Raw genomic sequence first — 20,639 nt, forward strand, 5'->3', positions numbered from 1 at the left:
ACCGATATATTTAAAATTTTCTAAATAATTCCTGTTTATTCTAGAACGATTTAATAAATGCGAAAACGATTATAAAGAAAATTCTAAATGAATTAGAACCTTATAACTTAATTTATCAAAAAAACATCGAATTTAAACTTGATTGTTAACAATTAAAACCATAAAATTACAAACAATTTACTGATTTTTTTTACACTAAACTCACATTAAATGTAAAATTCACTAAAATACTTGAGCAACGAACAAAAGTCATATAGATTTCAATAACTATAAATTATAATATTTTTAAATATCTATACTTAATTTAATAAAAAACTTTAAAAGTTGCCATGACTATACTTTCAAATCGAATTTGCAAAATCATAATTAATTAGAATTGTTGAAATTAGTAAAACCGCTTCAATTGCTGATCTCAACAAAACGGAAACAGATGAGAATTAACTTTTCAACAACTCTATTATAAATAGAAAGTAGAAATGTTATTATAAACGGACTTTAAATACAAAAATTGGTTTCAAATTTTGAAAATATAATTTGAAACCAAAAATGAACACTTTATTTTCTAATACGGATCGTATCTTTCATAGTTTTAACTAAACTATCTTTGTTAATTCCAAAATAATTTAGTAAAGATTCCTGACTCCCATACCTTTCTGAGAATCGATCTGGTAGACCGATTCTACGAATCTTTCCGGTCTCGTTCGGAATTTCATCATTGCAAAATTCAAGCACCGCACTTCCTAATCCACCAATTCGAGTGTGCTCTTCTACAGTAACAATAGCAGAAACTTTCGGAATCCATTTTTTAAGAATTTCTCCATCTAAAGGTTTTACTGTATGCATATGAATCACTCCACAATTTAGGCCTTCCGTTTCCAATTGCTGAACTGCTTCTAAAGCAAGTTGAGTCATAACTCCAGTAGTTATAAATAAACCATCCTTACCTTCTTTCATTACAATTGCTTTTCCAATTTCAAAGCCAAGTTCTGCTTTACTGATTACCTTATCTCCACCTTTTGCCAATCGTATATAAATCGGATGAGGCCAATCTAACGTTAAAGGCATTAACCTTTTCATTTCTTCAGCATCACAAGGAGCGATAATCGTCATATTCGGTAAAGCACGAAGAATTGCTATATCTTCAACAGCAAGATGGGTAGGTCCAAGAGGAGCATATACGATTCCTCCTCCACTTGCAATCAAACGAACAGGAAGATTATGTAAACATAAATCCAAAGCAACCTGTTCAAAACATCGTCTCGTTAAAAACGTCGCGATAGTATTAATGTAAGGTATAAATCCTTCCATTGCCATTCCTGCAGCCATTCCAATGATATGCTGTTCACTGACTCCTTCCATATAGAAACGATCAGGAATATTTTGTTTCATTTCATCCAAAACGCCCGGCCCAAGATCGGATCCAACGAAAACAACTCTATCGTCTTTCTGTGCAAGTTGATTTACAATTTTTAAACTAGTATTACGCATCTCAGTACCTTTTTATAAGCAAGCATACATTGCTTCTATTTCCTCTTTTGATAGTTTTGACTTGTGATGCCAATTAGCATTCCCTTCAGCAAAAGGAAATCCTTTTCCTTTAACGGTATGACAAATAATCGCAGAAGGTTTATCCGAATGAAAAGGAAGTCTATTTAAAGTAGATTTAATTTCTGCTATGTTATGACCGTCAATTTCCGTAGTTTCGAAACCAAAACTTTTCCACTTGTCCACAAGTGGCTCTAGATCCAATACCTCTTTAGTTAAACCGTATGACTGTAGCTTATTATAATCCACTAATACAGTTAAGTTGGAAAGTTTATGTTTAGCTGCAGACATGGCCGCTTCCCAGACGGAACCTTCGTTGATTTCGCCGTCTCCGGTAAGAACCACAACTTTATAATTTTTCTTTCTAATTTTCCCAGCAATAGCCATACCAACACCGATTGGAAGTCCATGCCCAAGAGCACCCGTTGATGCTTCAACTCCAGGAATCTTTCCTCTTTCTGGATGCCCTCCTAATCGTGAATCCAATTTACAAAAAGTTTTTAATTCTTCGGCAGGAATAAATCCTTTATCAGCCAAAACAGCGTATAATGCAAGACATCCATGTCCTTTACTGAGAATGAATCGATCTCGATCCGGAGAAGTAAAATTATCTTTGGAAATATTTAAGTATCCATCATATAAAACATGCAAAATTTCGATCATGGACATGGAAGAGCCCAGATGTCCCCTTCCGCCCCCTTCCAGGGCCTCTACCACAAGTCTTCTTAAACGTTTCGAAACGAGTTCCATAAGATTTTCCTTTACGCAATTTGCTTAATTCGACTTAACAACACTTTAGATTTGTTTAATTGAATATTCTGAATATCAATTAGTTTGTCTTTTCTTTCCGGAATAGCGTTAATTCGATTTTCTAATTTTGTTTTCAGAAACTCATTTAAAAGAATTAAACACCAGCGAATTCCGTAAAGTGGGAAATACATTAAAAATCTATTTTCAATTCCAAAATCTTGATCAAAAATTTTAATCGAATTTTTTAACCAGACTATTCTTTCGCTTTCCGTGAGATTCATTCCAGGATGCCAAAGAAAATCTGAAATTAATTTTACAGGATCATCCCATCCAAAATATTCTAAATCATAAATATATAATATTCCATTCAATCCAAGTTTAGAGTTATGAAAACCGAAATCAGAAGGACTTAATATCCAATATTGCCTTTTTAATTTTACAAAAAAATCTTCTTTATAAAAAGATTTCGCTCTTTCCAAGAAAAAATCCAAAGTAGGTTGTAGTTCATATACCAAAAACTGATTTAATTCAGAATTATCTAAATTCTGGAGAACGACCAATCGTCTTTGTATTTGTGATTCAAGTTCAGCACCAGATAAACAAGATTCAGATGCATATTTAAATGCTTCTTCTGGAACTTTGTCTTTTATTTCTTTTAATCTTTGTATAAACTTAATTAGCTGAAAGATTAGATCACTTTGTCGTTCATCTATCTCCTTTCCTTCAATCCAAAGATACAATCCCCAATTCAACGCATCATCCTTTTGAATTGGCTTCGGAACTGGTAAATTAAATTGATACAACACTGAACAACTGTGGTATTCAGTTTCTAATCTTTTTCGTGGATCTAATTGCAAATCCGGATAAATTTTTAACACGTAGAATTGGTCGTTGGAATCAACCCGATATACTCTACTATTCCCGTTCGCTTTTATCGTTTTTACTCCGGTTAAGTTTAAATCTTTCCACTTTTGAGTCAAAACGGAGAAAATTTCTTCCAATGAAAATTCGGAAAAAATAGATAACGAAATTTTTTTCCAGCTATCAAATTCTATTATGTTTTCAATACTTCCGATATTTGCTTCTAACTTACCGAAAAGAATCTTTTTAGTAAACGATGAAAATTCCTTCTCTTCAAAAACCTCAACCAAATCATCTATGAAATAAGAAAGTTCAAGTTCATTGATTTTTTTTATTTTTTCTAATCTTGTAGTAGAGAAAAAAACATTCTCTATAGAAATATCAAATTCATTGGGATCAAAAAATCCTTTTTGTTCCATCCATTGTAAGGCTGTGGTTCTAAGATTTATCTTTTCTTCGTCGAAATGACCATATTCAGTTTTATGACTAACAATAAAAACTTTTACCTGATTTAATTTACATTTCCATAAGAATTCAGCTACCCCCGGAAATAAAGTGGCTTGATCCATATATTTACCGTAAACTTTACCTTGGACTTTTTGCCATAATAATTCCCCTTTTTCTAAAGTTCTAAGAAAGTCCCTAAGTTCTTTCTTAGATCCTCTCCATTCATTTGAGATTAATTTTTGTTCTTTCGCTACAATCGCAAAAACTTCATCATAGCACGCGAGAGTATTATCAAAATCTAATCCGATCCTAAGTTTCATTTTAAACTTACAGATTGCATACGTTTTATATTAAAATATTTTTCATCTGTCAAAGAATTTGGAAGAAGACCAGAATCAAAAGCTTTCTTTAAATCCTCTACCGCCAACTTAATAGAACGATTTGCACGAAACCCCAATTGATTGTAAATCTTATCGGAAGAAATATGGTAGGATCGATTATCGTTTGTAGGAGTTGTAACTAACTTTACATCTTCTCCGACAACTTCTTTAACCATATTAGCAATTTCAGAAACCGTAAAGTTCAAGTAACCGGCGTTATATATTTCTCCGGCTATTTTTTCTTTTGGAGCGCGTAATAAAACCAAATAGACATCGACCATGTCGTCAATATGAATATTCGGGCGAAGTTGCGCTCCTCCAAATACGGAGATTTCACGTTTGTGATATGCTAGATTAGTCAAAATATTTACTACAACATCCAACCTTTGTCTAGGAGAATATCCACAGACAGTAGCAGGACGAATCGTAACGGTAGTAAAATGATCCGTCTGATATTCGTTTAATATTTTTTCGCAGTCCGCTTTGAACTTGGAATAATCGGTAAGAGGTTCTAACGAAAAATCTTCCGTAACATTCGGTTCATCTTTAATTCCATAAACGGAAGAAGAAGAAGCATAAATAAATCTTTTGACGGCGTGCTTTTTGCTAATTTCAACAAGAGGTCGAAATGCGTCTAAGTTGATTGATTTTCCTAAATTCGGATTTAACTCAAAACTTGGATCGTTGGAAATACATGCAAGATGAATAACCGAATCATGGCCCGGAATCGTTTGATTCAAGAGATTTTGATCTCGAATATCTCCTTTAACCTTCGTTAGGTTAGGATGTTCTTTAAGCACATCTTCTCCATAGATCATAAGATCAAGCACCGTTACTTTATAACCTTCCGAAAGAAGGCGAGGCACAAGCATGGCCCCGACATAGCCGGCACCGCCTGTTATATAAATACTTTTAATATTTTGATTCACATTTACCTCAAATTCTTAATATAGTTTTCCAGTTTCTGATGAGAAACAGGTATATTTCCAATTGTTTGAACAGCAAGCGCCGCCATACAAGCGCCAATCGCGGAAGCTTCCATCAAATTTGCACTGGAACACATGCTAACCGAAATAGCTGCCAATAATGAATCACCCGCTCCAGCTACATCTACTGGGTTGGAAACTAAAGCAGGAAAGTGTTCTCTTTTCTTAAAATTGCCTGGAATATCGTTCGAATACGCAATAAATCCTTCTGCGCCCAGCTTAATTAGTAAATTTTTGGAACGCGTTTTCTCCAAAAGAGTATTTGCAATCCATTCTACTCCGTCTTCATGATTTCCTAAAGCAATTCTAGCTTCTCTTTCAGTTGGGCATAATAAATTAAAATCTTCAAATTTAGCAATATTACCAACTTGACTACTACACTGTAAATCCCCAAAGAGCAAAATGTTGTTTTCCCTTGCTATTGATCGAATTTCAGTAAGGATTCTGTTAGTTATCACTCCATACACAAAATCACAAACTAGAATTCCGTCGTAGTTTTTCGCAATTTTTTTCAATTTTTCAATGAGTTGATCTTCAATTTTTTTTGAGAGAGAATGTTCCTTAAGACGGCTGACTCGAAATAGTTTTTGATTTTCAACCATATAACGAATTTTGAATGTAGTAGGACGACTACCATCGCCGATCAATTGCACGTCGATACCTTGTTCTTGTAAGTTATTGCTTACCAAATTTGCATTTTCATCTTCACCTACAACCGATAAAAAAGTACAATCTGCACCTAAAGCTTTTACGTGTGCGGCAACTACACCTGCTCCGCCAACAAATTCCCTAGTTTCTAATTCTTTAACTACAAGAACCGGGGCTTCGGCGCTAATCCCAATGGCATCACAAGCTACATACTGATCTACTATAGTATCTCCTATGACAAGGATTTTAGAATTGGAAAATTTCCCAATGTAAGTTATGAGCTTCGCGAGATCGATTCCTTGTCGTTTGTTTGCCTGAAGAAATAAATGTTTTCTTTCCGATTCAAGATCTTGTTGACTGCCATGAAGTAAATCAGCGCTTGCATAATGAACTTCTCCAGCATGAAAAATAACTTTCCCGTTTTGTTTTTCGATGCTATAAACCGCAGCTTTAATATCTTCACGATGTGTATTTTCAAGCTCTTTTCCCAAAACTAAAACAGAAGGTTTGATATGGAGTGATAAGTCTTCGAGCGAAATCTTATCCAATACGTAAACTAAGTCAACGAAATGTAAAGAAGCCACACCTTCCGCTCTTTCCATTTGATGAAAGTATTTGCTTCTTTGAGATTCCGCGATACTTTGATCTCCTAGAACCGCAACTTTTAATTTTTTTCCAAGACTTTTAGCATATTGTAAAAATCGAATATGTCCCGGATGTATAACGTTAAAATGTCCATAACAAAGAACTAAAGATTCTTCCAATGGGCTTTCACTTAGTTGTGAAACGTCCCCAAGAGATATAATTTTATGAGAATTCGGAATCATAATATTGACTGAATGGATTGATGAATCGAGTTCGATAAAAATTCGGTCTCCCATTCATCTAAATTATTGTTTTCTGGGAAAACAACTTCCTTTTGAGCCTTCGCCAAAGCCTCTGAATTTCCAATATCACGCATTATACCTTTGTTTTCCCAAGTGGCGATTTTACCTAAAAATTGAGGCAATACCTGATTGCTAAAATCATTTACATATTCTCTTTCTATAATCCAATCTAAAACTTCCGGTTCAATCAAGTAGATGGCGGCATTTGCCAGATTCCCCGGAGGATTCTCCACTTTTTCGTGGAACCTTTGAACGACTCCATCATCATCCAGTTCCACAATCCCGCAGCTTTTGGGAGAATCAGTTCGAAACGTCATCATCGTTATAAGAGAACCCTCAGGTCTTTTCAAAAAATGAAATTCAACAAAAGAATCAAAATCGCATAAACAAAGATTATCGCCGTGAACCAAAAGAATTGTTTTCCCTTTAAAAAAATCATAGTTCTTTTGAAGAGTTCCCGCAGTACCTAATAATTCCGGCTCGTAAATAGATTTGACCCAATCTTTATATTTCGGTCTTTTTAAAAAAGAAGAAACAACCTCGCTTAAATAATGAAGATTTACTAACACTTTAGAAATCTTTAATTGAGAGATTTGATCCAACCAAATTTCAAGTAAAGGTTTCCCGGAAATCGGCATCAAACATTTCGGCCAACGATCCGTAAGGGGCTTAAGTCTGGTTCCAAGCCCGGCCGCCAGAATCAAAACGGTAATTTCGTTTTTATGAATTGGTTCCACCAAGATACTTAAACCAATCGGATGTCGCCTTTTCTATTTTGTCAGGCGTCCATACTGGGGCTTCTCTCCAATAATCTATATTCTTTAATAATTCACCAATCCCCGTCTCTATTGAAATTTTAGGGGACCATTTTAAATTTTCTTTAATCTTAGTAATATCGGCAAAAGTGCTATCCGGTTCACCAGGTCGCTTCGGAATGTATGTAACTTCTCCTTTCAAAAGTTCTACAATTCGATTCACTGAAATCGTGGCACCACTTCCAACGTTATAAATTTCACCTACTTTATCACTTTGAGCGGCTGCAAAAACCGCTTCCACAACGTCTCTCACATAAGTAAAATCCCTAGTTTGTTTTCCATCCCCAACTACAGTGAAAGGTTTCCCAGCCAACTTTTGAGCTAAAAAAACTCCAAAGACTGCACCATAAGTTCCGGAAGTTCGAGATCTAGGTCCGTAAACATTAAAAAACCTTAATGATAAAGCGGGAAATTTATAAACTTGCGCCCAGTGCATGACCAATTCTTCCCCCATCCTTTTTGTAAGTGCGTATGGATATTGAGGTAGAATTGGTGAAGTTTCAGGAGTTGGATAAAGCTCCGGAATTCCATAACACGAAGAAGAGGCGGCATAAACAAACCGCTTCACTCCGTAATGTCTACTTGCTTGAAGAACATTCAGAGTACCAGTTACATTGGATTGAAAATAACCCTCTGGATTTTGAATACTAGGAACGATATCCGCGAGCGCCGCAAGATGAAATACATAATCGATCGATTGAAACTTTTTAATCCAGTCTTCTTGGATAGACAAATCACATTCAACTAAATCAATTTTCTCTTTTACGTGATTTAAATTAAATGCCCTTCCCGTGCTGAAATTATCCAGAACGGTAACCTCAAATTGATTTTCTAATAGAAGGTCTACAAGATGGCTTCCAATAAACCCCGCCCCACCAGTAACTAACGCTTTCATTCTAATTTACTTTACTCCACACAACCATTGCATACACATATGCCCTACAATCACTTGTAAATCTTCAGATATTTGCATATCATTGATCGGAAAGTGGATTGGATATTTTGCCAATTCCTTGCACTTACCTCCCGAAAATCCTAAAATTGCATACGTGACCATTCCAATTTTATTTCCGACTTCAAGCGCCTTTACTACGTTAGGTGAATTACCGCTCCCAGAAAGAACGATTAGAACATCACCTTTATCCGCTTTTACCTCTAATTGTTGAGAAAAAATAGTATCGTATCCTTCGTCATTGGCAAGACAAGTAATAACCGCCGCATTCGCAGGCAAAGCTTCCACACGAAGCCCAATTCCATTCTTTTTATCAATACCGTAATTAAAGTCGTTCGCGAGATGAATTGCATTTCCGGCACTTCCACCGTTTCCACAAAGGAAAACTTGTTTTTTAGTCTCCCAAGCGTCCTTCAATGAAAATGCAAGATGTTCTATTTCGGATGCTCTTTCGGGAACAAGTACCGATTGAAGACGGCCAATATACGCATTGTAGTGATCTAACATATGTTTCCTCTTTTGAATAAGAGCTTGTCCCAAAACCTAGGATGTAGGAACTCCTACGAGAATGTTCCAACAATAAAATCCGTTAGAAAATCCATAAATCACCGATCTGCGGGAATTTCCTCGCTCTATTACGAACTTATAAAATGATTCTGCTGATTTCTTTTCAGGTTTTGGGACAGACTCTAAATCAGTGATTTAACTAATAGAGATACTTCTTCGCCAATCGAAGGAGAAGAAGTAAGTCCGGGACTTTCGATCCCAAGTAAATGAATCCAAGGACGATTTTCTGGATATTTTTTAATTACAAAATCAGCAATTGGTTTATTCTCAAAAAATAATCTAGGCCTTAATCCTACGTAACCTTGGATTAAATCCTCTTCAATGTAATAATTCGTAATATTCTTTAAGGAATTAAAAAAGACATCTCTTGGCGTTTGAAATTTATAATCGGTTTTGGATTCAGCCCAATTAGAATTTGGACCTGCGTACGACTCACCATTAAGATGAAACGTATAATGAACACCTAATGCAGTACTTGTATGTGAGGGAAGCGGATAAACCAACTTTTTAAATGGGAGTTCTCTTCTTAAACGGTAATACTCACCTTTATTCGGACGAATTTCGTATTTCAATTCTTTCAACTGCTGCAAAAGTTCATCGGAATGAAGCCCTCCAGCGTTTATAATACAATCAGCTTCAATTTTTTCCATAATACCTGATTGCCTATCGCACAAGAAAGGCTCTCCTCCTTGAAAAATAAAACGTTTCCCCTTGATAAAAGTAACTCCAGAATTTTCACATCCTTTCCATAACACTTTCAGATAAAGGGAAACGTCCACCACTCCCGTTTTTGGAAGGTGAAGCGCATTTTCTCCCAAAAGAGAAGGATATTCTAAAGAAAGATTTTTTATATAATTTGCGCCACGAATACCGTATCGAATGGATTTATTATAAAGTTCCTCCAATTTTTCTTTTTTTTGCAACTCAACGGAAAGATCCTCTCTAACTCCACTTGTAATGATTTTACCGCAGATATTATAAGGAACATTAAATTGATTAAAAAACTCTAATGATAGTTCGTAACCTCTAAGACAGTGCTTTAGTTTTTGAGAATCTTCGGCATAATAAATCCCTGAATGCAAAACCCCTGAATTTCTCCCACTGATGCCGTCGCCCCTATTTTCTGATGAGTCACATAAATAAATATCTGAATTGGTGTTTTTACAAAGTTGATACGCGATCCAACTCCCAACGATACCCGAACCTATTACTAAGATCAAATGGTTAATACATCCTTCATATTGCCGTTTTAAAATCTTCAAATGCCAAACGAATACCCTCTTTTAACTCCACTTGGTGTTTCCAACCCATCTTATGAAGTTTCGAAACGTCTAAAAGTTTACGAGGAGTGCCGTCTGGCTTCGTAAGATCGAAAGTCAGAAGTCCTTGATAACCTACTACTTCTTTCACCGTTTCAGCCAATTCTCGAATACTTACCTCGATGCCACTGCCTACATTCACATGTTCCCCGCCCTTCGCATCTCCGGTAACATCGTAATTTTTCATTAAAAAGACGCAGGCTCGAGCCATATCATCCGAATATAAGAATTCCCTTAAGGGTTTCCCCGTTCCCCATACGACCACTTCGGGAAGATCCTTAATTTTAGCTTCGTAGAATCTACGAATCAAAGCCGGGAGAACGTGAGAATTCTCGGGATGATAATTGTCGCCCGGACCGTACAGATTGGTCGGCATAACAGAAATAAAGTTCGTGCCATATTGACGATTGTAACTTTGGCACATTACGATTCCTGCAATCTTTGCGATCGCATAGGGTTCGTTAGTTGGTTCCAGTTTACCGTCCAACAATTGACCTTCATCCATCGGCTGTTTGGCGAACTTCGGATAAATACAGGAAGAACCCAGAAAAAGTAATTTTTTCACTTTAAACCGATAACAAGCGTCTATGATATTATTCTGAATTTGAAGATTAGAAAAAATGAATTCCGCCGGATAAGTATTATTCGCGTGGATTCCACCTACTTTTGCGGCGGCAAGGAAAACATATTCAGGTTTCCGATTTTCAAAAAATTCATTCACCTTCGGTTGCTCAGTGAGCTCCAACTCCGCGTGAGATTTCCCAATAATATTCTCGTAACCTTCTTTTTTCAAAACTCGCTCGATAGCAGAACCGACAAGTCCCTTATGACCAGCAATGTAAATTCTTGCGTCTTTTTCCATCGCCTTAATCTTCCCCGACTTCCTTCTTTAACTCCTCGATTTCTTTTTGGATTTGTTCGTATTCCTGTATTTTCATCTTCAGATAACGAATCGTAATACGGGCTTTCTCTTCGATTCCCATCGGGGTTAAAAAATACGCGTAAGCGAATTTGTTATTACTGTTTTTAAAGTTTTTTGCCTTGATCCAACCCTTGTCCATCAAAGCCTTCAGACAATAGTTTACCTTACCTAAGCTGATTCCTAAAATCTCGGAAATTTCTCTTTGATTAACTTCGGGGTTTTCTTCCAGGATTCTCAGAAGTTTGTGTCTCAGTGCATCATCCATAAGGAACCCCAAAAAGAAGGAGATTCGGAAAAAGGAACTCTAACGAAAGCTTCGAGCATAGCTTCGCCGGGTCAGTCCCAGAATTGGAAAATCCTGATTCATAAAAAAACGCAAAGGAATCCTGTCAAGAATTTTGTTCAACTGTTGAACAGACCTCAAGTTTGCATCTTTCCGATTTCCAGACAAACCTCAATTGAATCACTCTGAAAAAGAACGACTTCCCTTCTCAATTTACAAACGGAGGCCAAGGCACAAAACGAAAAAGTGATAGGAAAAGCATGCAAAAGTAAACGAGAACTGCTGGGATGTCCCATTAGAAGGTGATTCGTTTCTTAAGAAACACCAAATAACGTTCCTGTGAATTCGATATAAAAAAGTTTGGGCGAATCCAGCCTTTGCAAACAAAGGCTGGACCGGGCTCTCAGCTCCGGTCAAGTTATGTGGAACTCCGGAATCAGATTCAATTTTCATAAAATACCAATAACAATAACTTGACCTCGCATCGATCCCTTTCGCGTTAATTACACCGAACTCACGTTATAGATTCTATCATGTAGGGGAAAATACCCTATACCCTGAAAAGTTTCTATCTCAAAAAGCCTCGAAGGTTTTAGTCGAAAATAACGTTTGGAAATTGGGAAAAGTATCATGAATCACATTTTTGTTTTTCTTTTTATATTTCTTCAGGCTTGCACTCCGGCTAAGATCTTAGGCGTGGCGGCCCCGGGAATAAACGACTCGTGGATTCAATTTTTAGCTCGAGGAATCGCAAGAATTGAAACGGAAGCAATCGATAACGTTTTTTCCGAATCCGCCGACCTCGAAGATTCCAAAACATTTGAATTAGAACGCACACTGTCAATCGGAGCACCTAACGCGAGAACTGTAAGTCAAAACCTAGCCATGGACGAAAAAGGTTTTATTTATATCATGGGAAATACGGATGAAGGCGTTTACAATGCGGCGGGCATTGGAATCCGGGATATCATCTTTGGAAAGTACGATCCTCAAATGAATCCGATTTGGACGAAACAAATCGGAAACGCAGACACGACTTTGTTAGCAAGAGATATTGCAGTCGATACAAGCGATAACGTGTATATAACCGGCAACACAAACAGAAATTATCCGGGAGCACTTACGGGAATAGAAGACATGTTCCTAATCAAACTCGATTCCAACGGAAATCAAATCTGGTCTAGACAAAAGGGGATGGCAAATCATGGAGTATTTTCCGACAAAATGACGTTAGATTCGGCTGGAAATATTTATATAGTTGGACATACAGACGCCCCCTTTGGAGGTCCTCTGATCGGATCAAACGGATTTATTATTAAGTTTAAAAGCAACGGAGACGAGGATTGGGTCCGTCAAATTGGAGTCGATGGAGTGGACGATCATCCGACAGGAATCGCCTTCGACAAGACTACAAACAATGTTTATATAACCGGTATCGGAGAGGCAAACTATGAGACAAATACACTCCCCAGTATCGGAATCAGGGACATGTTTATTTTTAAATACGACAGCAATGGGAATGGGCGATTTTTCGCCCAACTCGGCTCTACTGACAAGTTCTTTGATAATAGTTCCATAGCCGTAGATCCATTTGGAAATATCTTGATAGGCGTATCAAGTAACGGTCGATTCGAAACAACGTTAGGCGGAACGAATAGACTCGGAACCATAGCCAAATACGATTCACACGGCACGTTACAATGGATCCGTCAATTCGGCCCAACCAGTAGTTTAGCAAAACGTACCACAATCAATTCGATCACTACCGACAAAAGTGGAAATATTTTTACAACCGGTTCTACCAACGGAAATATCGCGGATGGAGGGGATGATTCGTTAGGACATAGCGATGCCTTTCTCACAAAGCACAATTCATCCGGACAAAACAAATGGATAGAACGAATTGGTAGCCCCGAAGCAGAAGCATCTGGAAACGGAATTGTAAAAGACCGAGAAGGAAATCTTTACACGATTGGAGATACGACCCGAGGAATAAACGGGGCTCCTATGCATGGAGACACTGATATCTTTATAGTAAAATATAAATGATCATTTTTTTTAGAAGCTATCTCAAAAATATCTTAGAATGATTGGAATTGGCATTTTAAACAAAGATAAAGTATTTTTGAGATAGCGCCACTTTCCCAATTGGCAAACAGTCTATGCGGATTTTTCCTTCGAAACTCGACGGAACTCAGATATCCTCAAACCGAACGTCTCCTTTTTTGTCGTAATATATTTTGGCATAGTCGAATTAGATATATTCAGAATATTACATATACTTTCTACTGGGAAATAATTCTTTTTTATATATGTATATTTCACTGCAAAAAATGATATTTTATTTCTTATACGTCCAAAATACAAATGATTGAATCGCCTTTTAATTCACGCTTTTTGCCCCAGTTTAATTCTATTTTCTAATATTATTTAATAAAAATAGGGTGAATCGCCCTACTATCAATTAAATCTCTATCCTAAATATTATAGATCATTTGAGTCGAATATTAAAAACCTGTCTCAAATCCCGCCGCGGGGAACTCATAGGAAGTCGTGGCGGCTTGAGTTTAAGAAACATGTAGGAACTATTACAATTTTGAACGACAGGAAAAAACCGCTAATACAGCGGTTTCTGTAGGAACTCTCACATTCAAAAGACTGATGACAGTGTCACAGCAATGCCGCTCCCACAGAAGACAGTTTTGAGACCGGATCTAAAGCTTGAAAAAATTATGAAACGATTTTACATTTTTTTACTTACATTCTTTCAAATGTGCACACCCGCCAAAATAGTAGGCGTGCCCGCCCCCGGACCAAATAACTATTGGATACAATTCCTAATTCAAAAGGAAATCGAAGAGATCATTGGCAATGACAATTTATCCGAACTATCAACCCCTCAAGATTCGGACAAATTAACATTAAAGCATACCTTGCTACTTGGAGCGCCTAACGCAGATACTTCCGGTAAAAGTTTGATTGTGGACGAAAAAGGTTTTATCTACATCACAGGAGATACGAACGGAAGCGTTTACAGAGCGGCAAATTCCATCGGGACTAGAGATCTCATTTTCGGAAAATATGATTCTCAAATGAATCCAATTTGGACTTATCAAATTGGGAATGCGAGAGTAAGATTAAAGGTGGAAGATATTGCAGTCGATTCGAACGAAAACACGTATATAATCGGTAGTACAAAAGAACTTTTTCGAGGCGCGAAACAAGAAGGTGAGGATGATTTGTTTCTAATTAAATTCGATTCCAATGGAAATGAACTTTGGTCTCTGCAAAATGGCATTCCAAATCATTCTATTTTACCTTCCAAAATTGCGTTAGATCCGTCGGGAAACATTTATATAACTGGAAAATCGACCGGACCTTTCGGCGGCCCTCTCAGTGGATCCAACGGATTTATCGCCAAGTTTGATGACAAGGGAAATAAAAATTGGGTCAAACAAATCGCAATCCCTAATACAAGGAGTTTTCCGGAAGGGCTGGTAATTAACAAAACCACGAGTGACATTTATATCACCGGCTCTGGGAACGCAGACTATAAAAAAGACACCGCGTCGGGAACCGGAATTGATGATCTTTTTATACTTAAATACGACAATAACGGTAATCGTCAATTTTTCGCTCAATTAGGTTCCTTGGGAAAATCCTTTCATAGTAAATCCGTAACTGTAGATTTATCCGGAAATGTTATTGTAAGTGGAACGAGTAACGGTCGTTTTAATGATCAATTAACCGGAACGAGTTGGCTTGGAACCATAGTAAAATATGATTCATTCGGCAACTTACAATGGGTTCAACAATTCGGTCCCGATAGCGCTCCTCCAGAACAAGCGGTGATCCTTTCTATCATAACCGATATACATGGAAATATTTTTACTACGGGTCATACAAATGGAAATATCTTAAACGGAACAGATAATTCTTCAGGAGTTCAAGATGCATTTATTACAAAACACAATTCATCCGGACAAATTAAATGGATGCAACAAATTGGTATCCCCAATGCAACCATTTTCGGAAATGGGCTCGGACTTGATTCAAAAGGAAATCTCTACGTTATCGGAAACACAAACAGAGGAATCAACGAAACCCCAATCATTGGAGCAAATGACATGTTCCTTATAAAATATGAATAATTATTTTTTCTTACTCGAGAAACCTTATAATAAAACACTCATATATCACTCAGGCAATTGTACTAAAATAGTCGACTTTACGGAGGTGAGGAAGTTCTCAAAAATTACGTCTAACATAGAATTTATGACCTTTTTTGGAAAAATCTATCCTCTAATTTTTTGGGGACAAACTCATGTATTATTTTCATACGTTCCCAGAAGTAAATTGAAGCAGAATCTCAATTTTTAAAGATACTGCCATTCGGAAATCAAAGGAATCGGTAAAATTCGGTTCATTTTTTGAGTTCTACATCTAATTTTATTTCCTAAAAAATTAGCACTTAATAAAAAAGATTGCTAATTTTTTTAAAAAATGCTGGAACTTTTTTAACATTTTAGCACTCTAAGTTTTAGATTGCCAAAAGAGGTATCAAAAACCATGAATGAATTTAGAATCCTTGAAGATCTCCAAAACCAGTTTTCCAGCCTTTGGAACCCGTTCTTACTCCACGGCGGTAGTGCCTACCCAGCTTTGAATATCCACAAAGGAATCGATGCGGTGACGATTACCGCTCTTATACCAGGAATTGAGCCGGAAAATTTGGAAATTACCATGAGTGGAAATCACCTACACCTAAATGGGGAAATTCCAAAATCCACCCAAGGGGTAAATCGCGCGGAAAGATTCCATGGAAAATTCCATAGAACACTGGAACTTCCTACGGAAGTCGATTCGGAAAAAGCAAATGCGGAATTTAAAAACGGTGTTTTAGTTCTCACACTTCCCGTTCGGGAAAGCGTGAAACCTCGCAAAATCCAAATTCAAACTAAGTAATTTTTTAGGAGAATCACATATGACAAACGCAGTTCTAAATCAAGAAAACCGTACCGAGGGGCACTCTCCTCAGGAAGCCAAAAAAGAGAGAGTAAAAATTCTCACTCCCAGAGTGGACGTCTATTCCGACGAAGAAAATATCTATCTGCTTGCGGATCTTCCGGGTGTGGAAGAAAAAGACGTTCAAGTTCAACTGGAAAAGGACCAACTGACCATTTCCGGAAAAACTTCAAGTCAAGACATTCAGGGAGAACTTAGATATTCCGAATTTCGTACAGGAGAATATAGAAGAACTTTCACTCTTACAGAATCTGTAGAAGAAGATCGCATCTCTGCGGTTTATAAAAATGGAGTCTTAAATCTGACCCTCCCTAAAAGAAAACCGCTCACGAAAAAAATAGAGGTTCGTTCCGAGTAAACTTTATCCGGCGGCGTGTTCATTTTCCAAAATTCCGCCGCCGGAATTTACTTTTAAGATATGTTCAAGAGATTGAAATTACTTTCTCAATCAAGTTCAACAAAGACGCGTTATACTACTTGAAGTCTAAACCCAACACTAAAAACCCCAAATTGTTTGGGGTTCTTTTTTACGTATATTTTTTTAACACAAATCCAACTTTTTTTCCTAAGTTCATTCTTTTGTAAAAAATAAAACGTAAATTCTCATACACAAACTCCTATTTGAACCGTTTTTGAAAAAGGAAAATTTCCCCGTATCAACGAATCCAAATCTAAGCGGGAAATCTTAATAAAAAATCTGAGTTCCCACATTACAACGTATCAGAACAAGCTCAAAATAAAAGTTATCTAAAAAATATTATAAACTATCCGGCAAGTTTTTAAAAAACGTGGGAGTTCCCACAAAAACCGTCGCATTGATGTTTGCGCGCGTTTAAAATTGTAGTAGCTTTTATATTCCTAAGGTTTTGAGACCGGCTCTAAGTCCTCCATCCAAGCTATATAATAAAATACAAATATTCCACAACCAAACGATTCTCCATAATAAAAATTTACAGTACTCGATTTTACGGAGATCAGTATCTCCTTGCTCCAAAAAATTTACGAATTCAAATCAGAAGAAACAGCAGAATATAAGGTTTCATATCATTATACTTTCAAAAAAGAGAACAATAGATAATCAAACAAATTCACTACGGTAAAATTTAAATCGGAATTGTTTTTCCAAGGAATCACAAATTCATATTCTTTTATGAAAACATTCTTCCTACTTGTATGTTCCAATCTTTTTATGACTTTTGCTTGGTACGGTCATTTGAAGTTTTTTCACGGTTGGAGTCTTCCTTTAACAATTTTACTCAGCTGGGGAATCGCCCTTTTCGAATATGTTTTGATGGTTCCCGCCAATTGAATCGGCTACGGAGAAGAAGGTTACAGCGCCTTTCAACTTAAAATCCTACAAGAGATCATCACTATCAGCGTATTCATACTATTCGCGTCCTTCGTTTTAAAAGAAAGAATCAAGTGGAACCACGCGGTAAGTTTTCTTTTGATCTTGGCCGCGGTAGGATTTGCTTTTTATGATAAAATACATTCCTAATCGACTGTTGGCCAAATTTAAATAATCCGATTTTAGCATTCCAAAAAATTAATAGTTCGGGCGCTTCCTGCGCTTGAATCCATTTGTAAAATAAAACGAAAATCGTACAAAGCGCAGGTCGGGCTCTCCTCTCCGGTCAAGTTATTGAAAAATAATCCAATTACAAAATCCATTTTGAAAAAATCAATAACTTGCCCCCGAGTCGATCCCTAGCGCATTCAGAAATCCTGTTTTATAGAAAAAAATTCGCCCCAAATCTTATTCGATAAAATATTTTTTGTTCAAACTTTTAGGTATATAAAATCTAATTTCAGCATAAGATCAAAGTTCAACCAAAACGATCTTAGAAAAACTAGAATGAACCTTTCGGCAATTCGTTATTGCTCGATCGTATAAAAATAGTATTTAACGTGAGCTCGGCGTAAGGAGAAAGGGATCGATGCGAGAAAACGAAAGCATCTCGCTCTCTACCATAACCTTACCCACAAATACTTGGATCTGAAGATAAATCTGTCGGAATTACTACAAATCCTCTGTGAAACTTACACCCCACCCTGATTTTGGGTGGAGGGGAGAGGCGGTGGGAAGACTCGGGAGGTTTTCTTTACCACAAAATCATACTTCTTGCAAGTAAAAAGCCTCATTCTTGTCGGAACACTTGAAAAATATCAGTTTTTGATCCTTATGATCCCAAAAGCCTTCTTAATTTGTGGGTAACGTTATGGCTCTCTACGGATCGCGTTCTAAATTGAATCTAAAGACGAATGTTGTATTATATTTTCTGTATGCAATTTATCGACCAGAGCTGAGAGCCCGGTCCAGCCTTTGCTTGCCAAAGGCTGGATTCGCCCAAACTTTCTTACACCCGCTCACGTTGTTTTATATATTTTCAAAAATTTGTAAATCATTTGTTAGGCGATGTAATTTGTGGGAACTCACACGTTTTGCTAAGAGTGGTCTTAAAATTTAAGAACTTGTCCCAAAACCTCGGATGTCGGAACTCCTACAAAAGTATTCCAACGATAAAATCCGTTAGAAAATCCATAAATCAACAATCTGCGGGAATTTCCACACTCTATTACGAACTTATGAAATGATTGTGCCGATTTCTTTTAAGGTTTTGAGACAAGTTCTAAATATATCGGAAATTAAACTCTGTGTTTGATTCAAAAAATTCTATAAAATTATTCCGCCGTGAAATTTGAAAGAACCGTATCTAATATGGACATTCTCTTGTTCGATTCCAATCAAAAAATTCAATCCACCCTGATAGAAAGTGCTGTAGGAACGGATTCTCTTTTGGTTCCTAATGTTTATTGGGATCGTTTGAATCTTAAGGAAAAAAAGGCTCTTCGGGGTAAACTTCCCTTTTTATTGAGAAAATATTCTAAGCAGATCGCGTCTATGAAACGTCTGCATAATCGGGCGGGTAAGATCAAATACAATCGGAGTGTGGGTAAGATGAAAAAATTGAGTATTCGGGTTCCTACTGGTGTTTGGGCGACTTTAGGTGTGTTGGCGGCGGCTCATGGTGTTTCGAGATGTTATCTTTTTAATTATATGCTTTGGTTGGAAGATCTTGGTGTGGGGGATTCTACTGTGGAAACTTTAAATAGGGGAGTTCCTAGCTTTCACTGGACTTACAAAATGATTTGGAAGATTAACAGGAGACAAAATCTTATTTCAAGAGAATTGGAGTTCGAACCAAATCCGATGACCGATATATTTCCTTACTATCTGCGTTCCTAAAATCCCAAAAACGTCGACAAGTTTAAAATTTAAGAAAACGTGAGCTCGGTATAACAAATGCGAAAGCGATTGTAGTGGAAATTCCGAAGGAATTGGAACATTATGTTGCAACCGTAGGCAGCAACATTGAGTTAAAGCGCGGTCCAGCCTTTGCTTGCAAAGGCTGGATTCGCCCAAACTTTCAACCGTCGAACTCTACGCTTACTGATCCCTATAAAACAGAGTACCGTTAATTTGAGCATAAATCCCGCGTTTGATGAAGAATTTTAGACACTCTATTATGTAGAGATGAGTAGTAGATCATTTTTACGATTATAAGTTTAAAATTTTCTGAAATTCTAAATCCATTTTTTTTGGAATTCGAACTTATAAACTGCTCGACTTCAAATTGGATATTAAAGAAATTTCCGAATCCCTTCCGCAAGAGTTTTTCCGTCCGTCCCTCCGGGAAAGGTCATTAGAATTCTACTTTGATCGTCTAAAACATAAATAAATACCGTGTGGTCCACCGTATACCCTTCTTCCAACTGAGGCGCGCTGACTTTTTTAGACACAACACCGAACGCATTCTGCAAATAGTCAAGTTCGGATTTTTCACCCGTTAAAGCGATCAATCTTTCGCCCGGAAACTGTTTTACATATTTTGCAAGTAATTCGGGTGAATCCCTCTCCGGATCCACACTGATAAATATGGGTGTCAGATTCTTTCCCTCGTCTCCTAGTTCCTTAACAGCCGAAGACATATCTATCAACGCCCTTGGACACATATCCGGACAATGTGAAAATCCAAAATAGACTAACTTGAGTTTGCCTGGGATTTTATTCAAAGGAATTTTCAGGTTTTGAGTATTCTTCAAAACGGCCTTAGACCATTCTTCCACAAAAATAGGTTTTTGAATCCTAACCGATCTGAATTTCCATACCTTCCAGCCGAAAAAACCCAGACCGATTCCAAAAAGTAAAATAACTACGAAAAGAATTCTTTCCTTCAAAATCTTCACCTAA

General features: G+C 37.0%; 17 protein-coding genes and 1 pseudogene. 6 read left to right on the forward strand and 12 right to left on the reverse strand.

Annotated features, from left to right (window positions below; genetic code table 11):
* Positions 1–555 precede the first annotated feature (555 nt).
* From CLV95_RS02405 to CLV95_RS02455, 11 genes are all read right to left on the reverse strand, one after another.
* Positions 556–1,488, reverse strand: a complete 933-nt coding sequence (locus CLV95_RS02405) for a transketolase family protein (RefSeq protein WP_002733687.1) — start codon at positions 1,486–1,488, stop codon at positions 556–558.
* A 12-nt stretch (positions 1,489–1,500) separates the two neighbouring features.
* Positions 1,501–2,295 carry a transketolase gene (locus tag CLV95_RS02410; RefSeq protein ID WP_002733670.1) on the reverse strand — a complete coding sequence of 265 codons (795 nt, stop codon included), beginning with the start codon at positions 2,293–2,295 and terminating at the stop codon, positions 1,501–1,503.
* Between the two features lie 11 nt (positions 2,296–2,306).
* A complete protein-coding gene (locus CLV95_RS02415; RefSeq protein WP_002733528.1) occupies positions 2,307–3,923 on the reverse strand; it encodes a phosphotransferase in 1,617 nt (538 codons plus the stop codon).
* Positions 3,920–4,912 carry an NAD-dependent epimerase/dehydratase family protein gene (locus tag CLV95_RS02420; RefSeq protein WP_016749079.1) on the reverse strand — a complete coding sequence of 331 codons (993 nt, stop codon included), beginning with the start codon at positions 4,910–4,912 and terminating at the stop codon, positions 3,920–3,922. The genes CLV95_RS02415 and CLV95_RS02420 overlap by 4 nt, the downstream gene beginning before the upstream one ends.
* A gap of 2 nt (positions 4,913–4,914) precedes the next feature.
* Positions 4,915–6,444, reverse strand: a complete 1,530-nt coding sequence (locus CLV95_RS02425) for a PfkB family carbohydrate kinase (protein ID WP_002738292.1) — start codon at positions 6,442–6,444, stop codon at positions 4,915–4,917.
* On the reverse strand, positions 6,441–7,244 hold the full coding sequence (locus tag CLV95_RS02430) for a nucleotidyltransferase family protein (RefSeq protein WP_002733627.1): 804 nt from the start codon (positions 7,242–7,244) through the stop codon (positions 6,441–6,443). Before CLV95_RS02430 ends, CLV95_RS02425 begins: the two co-directional genes overlap by 4 nt.
* Positions 7,225–8,214, reverse strand: a complete 990-nt coding sequence (locus tag CLV95_RS02435; protein WP_002733534.1) for an SDR family oxidoreductase — start codon at positions 8,212–8,214, stop codon at positions 7,225–7,227. The genes CLV95_RS02430 and CLV95_RS02435 overlap by 20 nt, the downstream gene beginning before the upstream one ends.
* A 6-nt stretch (positions 8,215–8,220) precedes the next feature.
* A complete protein-coding gene (locus tag CLV95_RS02440) occupies positions 8,221–8,778 on the reverse strand; it encodes an SIS domain-containing protein (protein WP_002733646.1) in 558 nt (185 codons plus the stop codon).
* A gap of 182 nt (positions 8,779–8,960) precedes the next feature.
* On the reverse strand, positions 8,961–10,058 hold the full coding sequence (locus tag CLV95_RS02445) for an NAD(P)/FAD-dependent oxidoreductase (protein ID WP_026054882.1): 1,098 nt from the start codon (positions 10,056–10,058) through the stop codon (positions 8,961–8,963).
* Between the two features lie 16 nt (positions 10,059–10,074).
* Positions 10,075–11,019 (reverse strand): GDP-L-fucose synthase family protein, encoded by a 945-nt coding sequence (locus CLV95_RS02450; protein WP_002733579.1) that lies wholly within the window; start codon positions 11,017–11,019, stop codon positions 10,075–10,077.
* A 4-nt stretch (positions 11,020–11,023) separates the two neighbouring features.
* Positions 11,024–11,344 (reverse strand): MarR family EPS-associated transcriptional regulator, encoded by a 321-nt coding sequence (locus CLV95_RS02455; RefSeq protein ID WP_002733653.1) that lies wholly within the window; start codon positions 11,342–11,344, stop codon positions 11,024–11,026.
* A 648-nt stretch (positions 11,345–11,992) separates the two neighbouring features.
* Here CLV95_RS02455 and CLV95_RS02460 point away from each other — a divergent pair.
* From CLV95_RS02460 to CLV95_RS02495, 6 genes and pseudogenes are all read left to right on the forward strand, one after another.
* Positions 11,993–13,411, forward strand: a complete 1,419-nt coding sequence (locus CLV95_RS02460; protein WP_002733542.1) for an SBBP repeat beta-propeller lipoprotein, LipL53 family — start codon at positions 11,993–11,995, stop codon at positions 13,409–13,411.
* A gap of 683 nt (positions 13,412–14,094) precedes the next feature.
* The gene (locus CLV95_RS02470; protein ID WP_026054881.1) at positions 14,095–15,513 is read left to right on the forward strand and encodes an SBBP repeat beta-propeller lipoprotein, LipL53 family; all 1,419 of its coding nucleotides are present in this window, start codon (positions 14,095–14,097) and stop codon (positions 15,511–15,513) included.
* A gap of 418 nt (positions 15,514–15,931) precedes the next feature.
* On the forward strand, positions 15,932–16,327 hold the full coding sequence (locus CLV95_RS02480) for an Hsp20/alpha crystallin family protein (protein ID WP_002725869.1): 396 nt from the start codon (positions 15,932–15,934) through the stop codon (positions 16,325–16,327).
* A gap of 19 nt (positions 16,328–16,346) precedes the next feature.
* The gene (locus tag CLV95_RS02485; protein WP_002725849.1) at positions 16,347–16,745 is read left to right on the forward strand and encodes an Hsp20/alpha crystallin family protein; all 399 of its coding nucleotides are present in this window, start codon (positions 16,347–16,349) and stop codon (positions 16,743–16,745) included.
* A 792-nt stretch (positions 16,746–17,537) separates the two neighbouring features.
* Positions 17,538–17,885, forward strand: a pseudogene (locus CLV95_RS02490) (DMT family protein).
* 1,221 nt (positions 17,886–19,106) lie between these two features.
* Positions 19,107–19,634, forward strand: coding sequence for a DUF1564 domain-containing protein (locus CLV95_RS02495; RefSeq protein WP_002734588.1), 528 nt, complete (start codon positions 19,107–19,109; stop codon positions 19,632–19,634).
* 395 nt (positions 19,635–20,029) lie between these two features.
* On the opposite strand, the gene CLV95_RS02500 is transcribed toward CLV95_RS02495, so the two are convergent.
* A complete protein-coding gene (locus CLV95_RS02500; protein ID WP_002731151.1) occupies positions 20,030–20,626 on the reverse strand; it encodes an SCO family protein in 597 nt (198 codons plus the stop codon).
* Positions 20,627–20,639 lie beyond the last annotated feature (13 nt).

It is taken from the genome of Leptospira borgpetersenii serovar Javanica (genome assembly GCF_003046425.1).
Taxonomy (GTDB): Bacteria; Spirochaetota; Leptospiria; order Leptospirales; family Leptospiraceae; genus Leptospira; species Leptospira borgpetersenii.

Coding starts and splice junctions, on each gene's coding strand:
- CLV95_RS02405 (WP_002733687.1), bottom strand. CDS start 1,488: ATGCGTAATACTAGTTTAAAAATTGTAAATCAACTTGCACAGAAAGAC.
- CLV95_RS02410 (WP_002733670.1), bottom strand. CDS start 2,295: ATGGAACTCGTTTCGAAACGTTTAAGAAGACTTGTGGTAGAGGCCCTG.
- CLV95_RS02415 (WP_002733528.1), bottom strand. CDS start 3,923: ATGAAACTTAGGATCGGATTAGATTTTGATAATACTCTCGCGTGCTAT.
- CLV95_RS02425 (WP_002738292.1), bottom strand. CDS start 6,444: ATGATTCCGAATTCTCATAAAATTATATCTCTTGGGGACGTTTCACAA.
- CLV95_RS02435 (WP_002733534.1), bottom strand. CDS start 8,214: ATGAAAGCGTTAGTTACTGGTGGGGCGGGGTTTATTGGAAGCCATCTT.
- CLV95_RS02440 (WP_002733646.1), bottom strand. CDS start 8,778: ATGTTAGATCACTACAATGCGTATATTGGCCGTCTTCAATCGGTACTT.
- CLV95_RS02450 (WP_002733579.1), bottom strand. CDS start 11,019: ATGGAAAAAGACGCAAGAATTTACATTGCTGGTCATAAGGGACTTGTC.
- CLV95_RS02455 (WP_002733653.1), bottom strand. CDS start 11,344: ATGGATGATGCACTGAGACACAAACTTCTGAGAATCCTGGAAGAAAAC.
- CLV95_RS02460 (WP_002733542.1), top strand. CDS start 11,993: ATGAATCACATTTTTGTTTTTCTTTTTATATTTCTTCAGGCTTGCACT.
- CLV95_RS02470 (WP_026054881.1), top strand. CDS start 14,095: ATGAAACGATTTTACATTTTTTTACTTACATTCTTTCAAATGTGCACA.
- CLV95_RS02480 (WP_002725869.1), top strand. CDS start 15,932: ATGAATGAATTTAGAATCCTTGAAGATCTCCAAAACCAGTTTTCCAGC.
- CLV95_RS02485 (WP_002725849.1), top strand. CDS start 16,347: ATGACAAACGCAGTTCTAAATCAAGAAAACCGTACCGAGGGGCACTCT.
- CLV95_RS02495 (WP_002734588.1), top strand. CDS start 19,107: ATGGACATTCTCTTGTTCGATTCCAATCAAAAAATTCAATCCACCCTG.